Below are 11203 nucleotides of genomic sequence, written 5' to 3'. Positions count from 1 at the left end.
CTCGACGCCCGCATCCGACACCACCGCCGCCGCGTAGCCGTCCCACTCGTTCGCGCCCACCGGGGCGCCCCCGCCGGCCGCGGCCGCGGCGTCGTCGTTCGCTTGCGTCACGGAGACAGTGTTACAGGTTTCCGCGCAGCTCTTGCTCCCGCTCGATGGCCTCGAACAGGGCCTTGAAGTTGCCCTTGCCGAAGCCGAGCGACCCGTGCCGCTCGATCAGCTCGAAGAAGACGGTCGGGCGGTCCTGCACGGGCTTGGTGAAGATCTGCAGCAGATAGCCGTCCTCGTCCCGGTCGACCAGGATCTTGCGCTTCTTCAGCTCCTCGATCGGGGCCCGCACCTCACCGATGCGCGCCCGCAGCTCGGGGTCGTCGTAGTACGAGTCCGGCGTGTCGAGGAACTCGCAGCCGGCCGCCCGCATCGCGTCGACGCTGGCCAGGATGTCGTTGGTGGCCACTGCGATGTGCTGGGCGCCGGGGCCGCCGTAGAACTCCAGGTACTCGTCGATCTGCGACTTGCGCTGCGACACGGCCGGCTCGTTGAGCGGGAACTTGACCTTGCGGGTGCCGTCGGCGACGACCTTCGACATCAGCGCGGAGTAGTCGGTGGCGATGTCGTCCCCGATGAACTCGGCCATGTTCGTGAAGCCCATCACCCGGCCGTAGAAGGCCACCCACTCGTCCATCTTGCCGAGCTCGACGTTGCCGACGACGTGGTCGACCGCCTGGAAGAAGCGCTTGGGCTGCAGGCCGGCGTCGATCGCGGGCTGCCGGTCGACGATCGGGCCGCGGGCCACGAAGCCGGGCAGGAACGGCCCGTCGTACTTCGAGCGGTCGATCAGGGTGTGGATGGTGTCGCCGTACGCGGCGATGGCGGCGAGCCGGACGGTGCCGTGCTCGTCGGTGAGGTCGTGCGGCTCGCTGACCGAGGTGGCGCCGGCCGAGAGGGCGTGCTTGTACGCCGCGTCCACGTCCGGCACGGCCAGCGCGATGTCGAAGATGCCGTCGCTGTGCCTGGTGACGTGCCCGGCGAGCGGCGCCCCGGCGTGCACCGCCCCGGTGATCACGAATCGGGCCGAGCCGCTGACCAGCACGTACTCGGCGTAGTCGCGGAAGCCCTGCTCGGGACCGCGGTAGGCCACGCAGGTCATCCCGAAGGCGGTCGAGTAGTAGTGGGCGGCCTGCTTGGCGTTGCCCACGAGGAACTGGAGGTGGTCGACGCCCTTGACGGGGAAAACGTCGACGGTCTCGGTGGCGGTTTCCAACATCTGCGTCATGTCCAGAGGCTGGCCCTCCGTCGCCTGCTGGGCAATAGTTGGATTTGCTGCTGGTCAGTCTGCACATTCGGTAGAGTGCTGAGGCAATATGGCTGGACAAGATGTGCAGTTGGACGCGCTCGACGGCAAGCTCCTCGCGCTGCTCGCGGCGGAGCCCCGGATCGGCGTGCTGGAGCTCTCCCGCCGGCTGGCGGTGGCCCGCGGCACGGTCCAGGCCCGGCTGGACAAGCTGATCGCGCGGGGCGCGATCCGCGGCTTCGGCCCGGACGTGTCGCCGGCCGCGATCGGCTACGGCGTGATGAGCTTCGTCACCCTGGAGATCAGTCAGCGGTACGGCCACCCGGCGGTGACCGCGCACCTGGCGGACATCCCGGAGGTCCTCGAGGCGCACACGATCACCGGCAGCGGGGACCTGATGTGCCGGATCGTGGCCCGTTCGAACGCCGACCTGCAACGGGTCATCGACGAGATCGTCACCTACGAGGGGATCCTGCGGGCGTCGACCATCATCGCGCTGGCCGAGCAGATCCCGTACCGCACGATGCCGCTGGTCCGGGCGGCAAGCCGGGCATAAGCCCGCGACACGGGCCTTTCGGGCTCGCGGTCGGGGCCTGTCGATCTCGTTACCGTGTCCGACGTGGCTTCCGGCGGGTCGGCGAAAGGCTACGCGCTGGTCGGCGTCGTGGTCGTCGTCATCCTGGCCACCACCGGCGTGTGGAACCCGTTCCCGAAGATCTGGTCCTGGATCAACCAGAGCGACCCGATCGCCGAAGGCGTCGCCACCTGGCAGACCCCCATCGGCGGCTCACCGCGCAGCGTCACGATCAGCGGCGGTGCTGTCGTGGTCGAATACCGAACCTCCGTCGAGGCGTACGGGGATCACCGCCGGGGTCCGGCTCTGGAAGTCGGATGCCGACTGGGCCGGTGTCGCCGGCGGCGACAGCGACGCGGTCGTGGTCGTCGGGCGCCTGCTGACCAAGGGGTACGAGGTCCTGGACCCGGCCACCGGCGCGGTCCGCCGCCGCGACACCCAGGCCACCGCCGTATGGACCTACTCCGACGCGGTCCTCGACCTGCGCTGCCCCAAGGCCGGCGAGTGTGAGCTGAGCGCCTGGGAGCCGCGCGGCAGCAAGCCGATGTGGACGATCGGCACCCCGGGCATCGGCTTCGTGCTGGACGCCGCCAACCCGGACCTGCCCGACACGCAGCCGCTGAGCTCGTCGCAGATCGACAGCCGGGCGGCCGGGCCGAGGCGGCTGCCCAACCTCGTCGGTCTGCCCGGCGACGGCAAGATCGACGTGATCGACACCGCCCAGGGGCGGGTCGTGCAGACCCGTACCCCGGCCCGGGACCAGCGTGTCGCCGTCGTCGGCAGCCGGGTCCTCACGGTCACCGGCGAGGCCCGCGACGGCACCTGTTACTACGGCGTCGTCGCGAACGACCCGCCCAACGGCCGGCCGGTCTGGCAGCGGGACGGGCTCAACCTGCGGACCGCCGACAACGGGTCGTCCTGCAAGCAGGAACACGACCCGGCCGGCGGGGACGAGGTCGTGCTCGGCGTCGACCCGGTGGGCCGCCGCGAGCTGATCTCCGCCCACGACGGCCGGGTGCTCTGGCGGGGTGAACGGGGCCAGGACGTCCTCGCCGTCGACGACCAGTACGCGCTGGTCCGTACCGAGGACAAGCGGACGCTGGTGGCCCGGTCCTTCGGCCGGGGCAAGGTGGCCTGGCGGCGGGGCATCACCGCGGACACGCAGGCCGCGCTGACGCCGTACGCGGCGGTGGTGGCCCAGCGCAAGCCGGCCCGGGTGATCGCGCTGAGCCCGCGTACCGGTGGGGTGCTGACCGAAGCGCGTACCGATGCGAAGGTCTTCGCGGTGGGACCGGGGGGCCTGATCCTGGTCGCCGGGCGGGACATGGCGTACCTGCCGTTCGGCTCGTCGCCCGCACAGTGATCGACCCGTGACCGTGCTGGTTCGCGCCTCGTACGGGCGCTGGCCTAGGCTTGCCCGTCATGAGCAGAGCCGCCGCTTTCTCGTACTCGCCACTGTTGCCGACGGGTGACGACCTGACCGAGTACCGACTCCTGGCCGACGAGGGTGTCGACGTGGTCGAGGGGCCCGGCGGCCGGCGGTTCCTGACCGTCGACCCGAGCTTGCTCACGCTGCTGACGGCCGAGGCCATGCACGACATCGCGCACTTCCTGCGCCCGGCCCACCTGGCCCAGCTGCGGTCCATCATCGACGACCCGAAGGCCTCCCCGAACGACCGGTTCGTGGCCCTGGACCTGCTGCGCAACGCCAACATCGCGGCCGGCGGCGTGCTGCCGATGTGCCAGGACACCGGTACGGCGATCGTGATGGGCAAGCGCGGCCGGCACGTGCTGACCGACGGCACCGACGAGCAGGCCATCGCCCAGGGCGTCTACCAGGCGTACACCCGGCTGAACCTGCGCTACTCGCAGCTCGCGCCGCTGACGATGTGGGACGAGCGCAACACCGGCTCCAACCTGCCGGCCCAGATCGAGCTCTACGCCGAGGACCCGGGCGGCCAGCCGGACGCGTACAAGTTCCTGTTCATGGCCAAGGGCGGCGGCTCGGCCAACAAGTCGTACCTCTACCAGGAGACCAAGGCGCTGCTGAACCCGGCGCGGATGATGGAGTTCCTGGACGAGAAGCTGCGCCTGATCGGCACGTCGGCCTGCCCGCCGTACCATCTCGCGGTCGTGATCGGCGGCACCAGCGCCGAGTACGCCCTCAAGACCGCCAAGCTGGCCAGCGCGAAGTACCTGGACAACCTGCCCCGGGCCGGCTCGATGTCCGCGCACGGCTTCCGCGACGTCGAGCTGGAGGCAGCCGTCCTCGAGCTGACCCGCGACTTCGGCATCGGCGCACAGTTCGGCGGCCGTTACTTCTGCCACGACGTACGGGTGATCCGCCTGCCCCGGCACGGCGCGTCCTGCCCGGTGGCGATCGCGGTCTCCTGCTCGGCCGACCGGCAGGCGCTGGCGAAGATCACCCCTTCGGGCGTCTGGCTGGAGCGCCTCGAGCCGGACCCGGCCCGCTACCTGCCGGACGTGACCGACGACAACCTGGAGACCGACGAGGTCGTCCGGGTCGACCTGAACCGGCCGATGGCCGAGATCCGGGCCGAGCTGAGCAAGTATCCGGTCAAGACCCGGCTCTCGCTGACCGGCCCGCTGGTCGTCGCCCGCGACATCGCGCACGCGAAGATCGCCGAACGCCTCGACGCCGGTGAGCCGATGCCGCAGTACCTGCGCGACCACGCGGTCTACTACGCGGGCCCGGCCAAGACGCCCGAGGGCTACGCGTCGGGCTCCTTCGGCCCGACGACCGCCGGCCGGATGGACGCCTACGTGGAGAAGTTCCAGGCCGCGGGCGGCTCCCTGGTGATGCTGGCCAAGGGCAACCGCTCCGGCCAGGTGACCAGCGCCTGCCAGAGCCACGGCGGCTTCTACCTGGGCTCGATCGGCGGCCCGGCGGCCCGGCTGGCCCAGGACTGCATCCGCCACGTCGAGGTCCTGGAGTATCCGGAGCTCGGCATGGAAGCGGTCTGGAAGATCGAGGTCGAGGACTTCCCGGCCTTCATCGTGGTGGACGACAAGGGCAACGACTTCTTCGCCGAGGTCACCAAGCCGGTGCTGAGCATCGGCCGGCGGTAGGGCCCGGCGCTCAGCTCCCGCAGAGGCCGGCGACCGGGTCCATCCAGTCGGGCATCTTCGTCGCCAGCGTCCGGTCCAGGTCCTTGGTGGTCTTCACCTTGTCGAAGAGGGCCTTGTCGTCGGCGCTCTTGGCGAACTTCGTCGCCGACACCGCGCCGGCCTGCTTGAGCTCGGGGTTCTCGGCGTCCGCGGTGGCCTGGCGCACCTTGGCGGCGACCTCCTTGAGCTCCTTGCTGGCCGACTTGCGGGCCTGCTCCGCCTCGGGGGTCTGCTTCGCCTCCTTGTAGGCGATCATCTTGCCCATCGCGGTGCCGAACTGGGCCACGTCCGCGTCGAAGACCTTGGTCAGCGTCGCGCAGACCTTGCGGTCGCTGGCTTCGTAGTCCGGCTCCGGCACGGTGCTCGTCACCGACGAGGGCGCCTCCGCCACAGGTGCTTCGGCGATCGGCTCGGCGCCGTTGTCGTCGCTGCTGCAGGCGGCCGCGGTGAGCAGCACGCAGGCGAGAGAGACAGCGGTGAGGGCGGTTCGCATGACAAAGATCCTGTTCGTCGGGGAAGTCCAAACCCCTGGCGACGATACGTTCCGGCCCGGGTGACGTCCAACCGGGCTCGACAGTGGCCCGGATCAACTGCGGACCCCGGCCGCCGGGGGCAGGATGGAAGTGTGACGACGACTGACGAGAGTGGTTACCGGATCGAACGCGACACCATGGGCGAGGTCCGGGTCCCGGCCGACGCCCTCTGGCGGGCGCAGACCCAGCGGGCGGTGGAGAACTTCCCGATCTCCGGACGTGGGCTCGAACCCGCGCACATCCGGGCCCTGGCCCAGATCAAGGGCGCGGCCGCGCAGGTCAACGCGTCGCTGGGGGTGCTGGAGGACGACCTGGCCAAGGCCATCGTGACGGCCGCCGCGCACGTCGCCGACGGTGGTCACGACGACCAGTTCCCGATCGACGTGTTCCAGACGGGGTCCGGCACGTCGTCCAACATGAACACCAACGAGGTCATCGCCGAGCTGGCCACCCGGGCGCTGGGCCGGCCGGTGCACCCCAACGACCACGTCAACGCCTCGCAGTCCAGCAACGACGTGTTCCCCTCGTCGATCCACCTGGCTGCCACCGAGGCGATGACCAGCAGCCTGATCCCGGCCCTGGACCACCTCGTGGTCGCGCTGAGCGCGAAGGCCAACGACTGGTCGCAGATCGTCAAATCCGGCCGTACCCACCTCATGGACGCGACGCCGGTCACCCTGGGTCAGGAGTTCTCCGGGTACGCGGCGCAGATCCAGAACGGCATCGACCGGCTCACCGACACCCTGCCCCGGCTGGCCGAGCTGCCGCTGGGTGGCACCGCGGTCGGCACCGGGGTGAACACCCCGCCCGGCTTCGCGCCCGCGGTGATCTCGCTGCTCAAGGAGATGACCGGGCTGCCGCTGAGCGAGGCGCGCAACCACTTCGAGGCCCAGGGCGCCCGGGACGCGCTGGTCGAGGCGTCCGGGCAGCTCCGGGTCGTCGCCGTCAGCCTCTACAAGATCGTGAACGACATCCGCTGGATGGGCTCGGGACCGCGGGCCGGCCTGCGCGAGCTGCGCCTGCCCGACCTGCAGCCGGGCTCGTCGATCATGCCGGGCAAGGTGAACCCGGTGGTGCCCGAGTCGGTCCGCCAGGTCGTGGCCCAGGTCATCGGCAACGACGCGGCGGTGGCCTTCGCCGGCACCCAGGGCGACTTCGAGCTCAACGTGATGCTGCCGGTGATGGCCCGCAACCTGCTGGAGTCGATCAAGCTGCTGGCCGCGGCGGCCCGGATGCTCGCCGACCGCTGCATCGACGGGCTCGAGGTCAACGAGGACGTGGTCCGCGGCTACGCCGAGGGATCGCCGTCCATCGTCACGCCGCTCAACCGCTTCCTCGGCTACGACGAGGCCGCGGCGATCGCCAAGCAGGCCCTCAAGGAGGACAAGACCATCCGCGCCGTGGTCATCGAGCGGGGTCACGTGGCGAACGGCACGCTGACCGAGGAGCAGCTCGACACGGCCCTCGACGTGCTCCGGATGACCCGCCCCTGAGCGGCTGTGGACGAGCTTGTGGATAACCTCCCGCCCGGCGTCACTCGGGCGGGAGGTTACTTCGTGGCGGAGGTCGGTACCCTTGTACGGTGACGCTCCGCCTGCATGACACCGCGACCCGATCCGTCCGGGACTTCGTCCCGATGACGCCCGGTCAGGTCGGTATCTACCTGTGCGGCCTCACCGTCCAGTCGGTGCCGCACATCGGCCACCTGCGGTCAGCGGTCAACTACGACGTGTTGCGGCGCTGGCTGCTGCACATCGGCCTCGACGTGACCTTCGTCCGCAACATCACCGACGTGGACGACAAGATCCTGGTGAAGTCGCTGGAGACGGGCCGCCCCTTCTGGGCGATCGCGTACGCGAACAAGCTCGTCCTCGAAGCCGACTACCGCGCCCTCAACGTGCTGCCACCGACGTACGAGCCGCTGGCCACCGGGCACATCACCGAGATGCACGAGCTGATCGCCGAGCTGATCGAGCGCGGGCACGCGTACGTGTCGGCCGAGGGCACCGGCGACGTGTACTTCGACGTCCCCAGCTACCGCGAGTACGGCTCCCTGTCCGGGCAGCGCCCGGAGGACATGCTCTCCGCCGGCGAGGCCCCCGAACGCGGCAAGCGCCACCCCGCCGACTTCGCCCTGTGGAAGGGCGTCAAGGCCGACGAGCCGGGCGACGCGTCCTGGGCCTCCCCGTGGGGCCGCGGCCGGCCCGGCTGGCACATCGAGTGCTCCGCGATGGCCCGGCGCTACCTCGGCCCCGAGTTCGACATCCACGGCGGCGGCCTCGACCTGACCTTCCCGCACCACGAGAACGAGATCGCCCAGTCGCACTCGGCCGGGCTGTCGTTCGCCCGCTACTGGGTGCACCACGCGCTGCTCAACCTCGGCGAGGCCAAGATGAGCAAGTCGCTGGGCAACGTGATCGACGTGCAGGCGGTGCTGGCCATGGGCATCCGCCCGGTCGAGCTGCGCTACTACCTGGGCGTGCCGCACTACCGCTCCCGCATCGACTACTCCGACGAGGCGCTGCGAGAGGCCGCCACGGCGTACCGCCGGATCGAGGGTTTCGTGCAGCGGGCGGTCGAGGTCGTCGGCTCCGGCCGGCCGAAGGACGTGCCGCCGGCCTTCGCCGCGGCGATGAACGACGACCTGAACACCTCGGCGGCGCTGGCCGTCGTGCACGACACGATCCGCGAGGGCAACACCGCGCTGGCCGCGAGCGACGAGACCGGCGTGCGCGCCGCCCTGACCGAGGTCAGGGCGATGCTGGGCGTGCTGGGGCTGGACCCGCTCGACGACGCCTGGCGCAGCGGCGACGAGGGCGGCGACCTCAAGCCGATCGTCGACTCGCTGGTGGCGCTCGCACTCGAGCAGCGCGCACAGGCGCGCGCACGCAAGGACTGGGCGGCGGCCGACTCGGTCCGCGACCAGTTGAAACACGCGGGAGTTCAGGTGGAGGACACTCCGGCCGGGCCGCGCTGGACGGTAGGAGAGCAGCACTGATGCCGGGAAATTCGTTCAATGTGAGCAAGCGCGTGTCGGCCAAGAAGGGCGCCACCGCCGGCTCCGGCGGTAAGAACAGGTCGAGCTCGGGCCTCAAGGGCCGGGGCAAGACGCTGCCCGCCGACGAGCGGCCCTGGCACAAGGGCTACTCCGGCACGGAGAAGCTGCCCGACAAGACGGCGCGCAAGCAGGAGAAGGAGCGGCGCGCCGCCGCTGCCGAGGGTCGCGCGCCCAAGGTCGGCATCCCGGGCACCAAGGACACCACCTGGGGTCGCGGCGGCGGCCGGGGCACCACCGGCCGGCCGGCCCAGCAGCGGGGCAACCGCCCGCAGGGCCGCACCGGTCCCCGGATCGCCCCCGGACGCAAGTCCAACCCGACCCGGGAAGGTCCCGAGCTGCTGCTCGGCCGCAACCCGGTGAACGAGGCGTTGCGCGCGTCCATCCCGGCGACGGCCCTCTACGTGGCGCAGGGCATCGATCTTGATGACCGGGTCGTCGAGATCGTCCGGACGGCCGGTGACCGGGGCATCCCGATCCTGGAGATCAGCCGGCTCGAGCTCGACCGGATGACCGGCGGCGTCCTGCACCAGGGCGTCGGGCTGCAGGTGCCCCCGTTCGCGTACGAGAATTTCGACGACCTCGTGGCCGCGGCGATGGAGCAGACCGCGCCGCTGCTGGTGGCCCTCGACGGGGTGACCGACCCGCGCAACCTGGGTGCGGTGATCCGCTCGGTGGCCGCGTTCGGTGCGCACGGCGTCTTCATGACCGAGCGCCGGGCAGCGGGCATCACGGCGACCGCGTGGCGCACCAGCGCCGGCGCGGCCGCGCGCGTGCCGGTGTCCCAGGTGGTCAACCTGACCCGCTCGATCAAGGCGGCCCAGCAGGCCGGCTTCACCGCGATCGGCCTGGACGCCGACGGCGAGACCGACCTGTACCAGCTCGAGGTCGCTGTCGGCCCGCTGCTGGTGGTCGTCGGCTCCGAGGGTCGCGGCCTGTCCCGGCTGGTCGGCGAGACCTGCGACCTGCGCGTGAGCATCCCGATGATGTCCGAGGTGGAGTCGCTGAACGCCAGCGTCGCCGCCGCGGTCACCCTCGCCGAAGTGTCCCGCCGCCGCATCTACGGGTAGTCGCGGCCTGCCTGTAACGTGACGGGCCGAGTGGACCGTGGCGCGGAGGAGCAGGGCATGACCGACGGCATGGCGCGCGGCGGTTGGCTGCTCGGCGTCGACCTCGGCACGTCGCACACGGTGGCGATGCTGCGCCGGCCCGACGGCCGCACCCGGCCGTTGCTCTTCGACGGCCAGCCGCTGCTGCCGTCGGCGGTCTACCTGGACACAACCGGCCGGCTGCACGTCGGCCGGGACGCGGTCCGGCTCGGTCAGGCCGAGCCGGGCCGGCTGGAACCGAACCCGAAACGGCACGTCGACGCGGAGACCGTCCTGCTCGGCGACACCGAGGTGCCGACGGCTGACCTGCTGGCGGCGCTGCTCGGCGCGGTGGCCCGGGAGGCCGTCGCGGCCACGGGATTCCTGCCGCCGGCCGTGCTGACCTATCCGGCGGCCTGGGGTGCCCGGCGTCGCGAGGTCCTGACGACGGCGCTGGCCCGAGCCGGATGGCCGCCGGCCACGCATTTGCTGCCCGAGCCGGTCGCGGCGGCGCGTTACTTCGTGGACGTACTGCGCCGCCCGGTGCCGGTCGGCTCGGCGCTGGCAGTCTTCGACTTCGGCGGCGGCACGCTGGACATCGCCGTCGTCCGCAACGAGGGAGTCACGCCGGAGGGGCTGCCGCGGTTCGCGGTCGCTGCGTCCGGCGGTATCGACGACCTGGGCGGGCTCGATCTTGACGCGGCGCTGGTCGAGCATCTCGGCGCCGAGCTGAGCGGCAGCGAGCCAGGTGCGTGGGCAGCGCTGACCGAGCCGGTCACCCTGGCCCAGTGGCGGGCGCGGCGGCAGTTCTGGGAGGACGTCCGCGGGGCGAAGGAGATGCTTTCCCGTACGGCGCTCGCTCCGGTGCCGGTGCCGGGGGTGGAGCACGCGGCGCATCTGACCCGGGACGAGTTCGAGACCGCTGCGGGGCCGTTGCTGCGGCGCGGGGTGGCCGAGGCCGGCGTGGTGATCCGGGCGGCCGGGGTGGGGCCGACCGAGCTGGCCGGGTTGTTCCTGGTCGGTGGGTCTTCGCGGGTGCCGTTGGTGGCCCGGCTGCTGCACGGGGAGCTGGGGATCGCGCCTACGGTGCTGGAACAGCCGGAACTGCCGGTGGCGGAGGGCGCGATCATCGTGGTCGCCGCGGCGGATCAGGCTGCGCGGACGGGGGCTGAGGCGCCGGCCAAGCCCGGGCACACGGCGGCGGCGGATCAAGCCGACTCGGTGGGAGCGGCAACAACGGAGAGTGTGGCGGCCTCGGCCGGGTCGGTGGGTGCTGGAGCGGCGGATAGTGCGGCGACGCCGGCTGCGCCGATGCGGCCGGCGGCGGTGCCGCCGATCTCCGACACCATGACTCATCCTGCGCCTGCGGCCGAGGGCGATGCACCGAGGCTGCTCAGTACAGAAGCCATGCAACCCACCTCTGCCGCTGCGGCGATCTCCACGGAGACGGATGTGGCCGCGGCCTCGCTGCCTTCCGCCCAGGGGGCGGCCTCGGCACAACAATCCAAGCCGCCCGCCGCAGCACCGCCG

General features: G+C 71.3%; 10 protein-coding genes. 7 read left to right on the top strand and 3 right to left on the bottom strand.

Translation table 11 applies throughout. The features are described from left to right. Positions 1 to 121: 121 nt before the first annotated feature. The gene (gene hppD, locus AB0C29_RS16480) at positions 122 to 1276 is read right to left on the bottom strand and encodes a 4-hydroxyphenylpyruvate dioxygenase (RefSeq protein WP_360820964.1); all 1155 of its coding nucleotides are present in this window, start codon (positions 1274 to 1276) and stop codon (positions 122 to 124) included. Positions 1277 to 1364: 88 nt separating this feature from the next. Between hppD and AB0C29_RS16475 the strand changes: the two genes are divergently transcribed. Next, positions 1365 to 1850, top strand: coding sequence for an Lrp/AsnC family transcriptional regulator (locus tag AB0C29_RS16475; RefSeq protein ID WP_360820962.1), 486 nt, complete (start codon positions 1365 to 1367; stop codon positions 1848 to 1850). An 89-nt stretch (positions 1851 to 1939) separates the two neighbouring features. Here the strand turns inward: AB0C29_RS16475 and AB0C29_RS16470 are convergent, their stop codons facing one another. Beyond that, positions 1940 to 2098 (bottom strand): hypothetical protein, encoded by a 159-nt coding sequence (locus AB0C29_RS16470; protein WP_360820960.1) that lies wholly within the window; start codon positions 2096 to 2098, stop codon positions 1940 to 1942. Positions 2099 to 2109: 11 nt separating this feature from the next. Here AB0C29_RS16470 and AB0C29_RS16465 point away from each other — a divergent pair, with 11 nt between their 5' ends. Together AB0C29_RS16465 and AB0C29_RS16460 are read left to right on the top strand one after the other, a co-directional pair. Then, the gene (locus AB0C29_RS16465; protein WP_360820958.1) at positions 2110 to 3231 is read left to right on the top strand and encodes a hypothetical protein; all 1122 of its coding nucleotides are present in this window, start codon (positions 2110 to 2112) and stop codon (positions 3229 to 3231) included. Positions 3232 to 3290: 59 nt separating this feature from the next. Further along, a complete protein-coding gene (locus AB0C29_RS16460) occupies positions 3291 to 4958 on the top strand; it encodes a fumarate hydratase (RefSeq protein WP_360820956.1) in 1668 nt (555 codons plus the stop codon). A gap of 10 nt (positions 4959 to 4968) precedes the next feature. On the opposite strand, the gene AB0C29_RS16455 is transcribed toward AB0C29_RS16460, so the two are convergent. Further along, positions 4969 to 5490, bottom strand: coding sequence for a hypothetical protein (locus tag AB0C29_RS16455; RefSeq protein ID WP_360820954.1), 522 nt, complete (start codon positions 5488 to 5490; stop codon positions 4969 to 4971). A 132-nt stretch (positions 5491 to 5622) separates the two neighbouring features. Between AB0C29_RS16455 and AB0C29_RS16450 the strand changes: the two genes are divergently transcribed. The 4 genes from AB0C29_RS16450 to AB0C29_RS16435 all read left to right on the top strand — a co-directional run. Continuing rightward, positions 5623 to 7023: a class II fumarate hydratase gene (locus AB0C29_RS16450; protein ID WP_360820952.1), complete on the top strand. Its 1401-nt coding sequence runs from the start codon at positions 5623 to 5625 to the stop codon at positions 7021 to 7023. Positions 7024 to 7112: 89 nt separating this feature from the next. Then, the gene (gene cysS / locus AB0C29_RS16445) at positions 7113 to 8528 is read left to right on the top strand and encodes a cysteine--tRNA ligase (protein ID WP_360820950.1); all 1416 of its coding nucleotides are present in this window, start codon (positions 7113 to 7115) and stop codon (positions 8526 to 8528) included. Next, on the top strand, positions 8528 to 9655 hold the full coding sequence (gene rlmB, locus AB0C29_RS16440; protein ID WP_360820948.1) for a 23S rRNA (guanosine(2251)-2'-O)-methyltransferase RlmB: 1128 nt from the start codon (positions 8528 to 8530) through the stop codon (positions 9653 to 9655). Before cysS ends, rlmB begins: the two co-directional genes overlap by 1 nt. 57 nt (positions 9656 to 9712) lie before the next feature. After that, positions 9713 to 11203 (top strand): Hsp70 family protein (locus AB0C29_RS16435; protein WP_360820946.1); only part of this gene is annotated, 1491 nt, incomplete at its 3' end.

Origin of the sequence: Actinoplanes sp. NPDC048791 (assembly GCF_040650095.1) — a bacterium.
GTDB lineage: Bacteria > Actinomycetota > Actinomycetes > Mycobacteriales > Micromonosporaceae > Actinoplanes.
The sequence above is the reverse complement of the archived record's forward strand: the minus strand, read 5'-3'. Positions and strand labels throughout refer to the sequence as shown.

Bases quoted from the DNA above. Each gene is read 5' to 3' on its own strand.
- hppD (WP_360820964.1), bottom strand. From the start codon at position 1,276: ATGACGCAGATGTTGGAAACCGCCACCGAGACCGTCGACGTTTTCCCC.
- AB0C29_RS16475 (WP_360820962.1), top strand. From the start codon at position 1,365: ATGGCTGGACAAGATGTGCAGTTGGACGCGCTCGACGGCAAGCTCCTC.
- AB0C29_RS16460 (WP_360820956.1), top strand. From the start codon at position 3,291: ATGAGCAGAGCCGCCGCTTTCTCGTACTCGCCACTGTTGCCGACGGGT.
- AB0C29_RS16455 (WP_360820954.1), bottom strand. From the start codon at position 5,490: ATGCGAACCGCCCTCACCGCTGTCTCTCTCGCCTGCGTGCTGCTCACC.
- rlmB (WP_360820948.1), top strand. From the start codon at position 8,528: ATGCCGGGAAATTCGTTCAATGTGAGCAAGCGCGTGTCGGCCAAGAAG.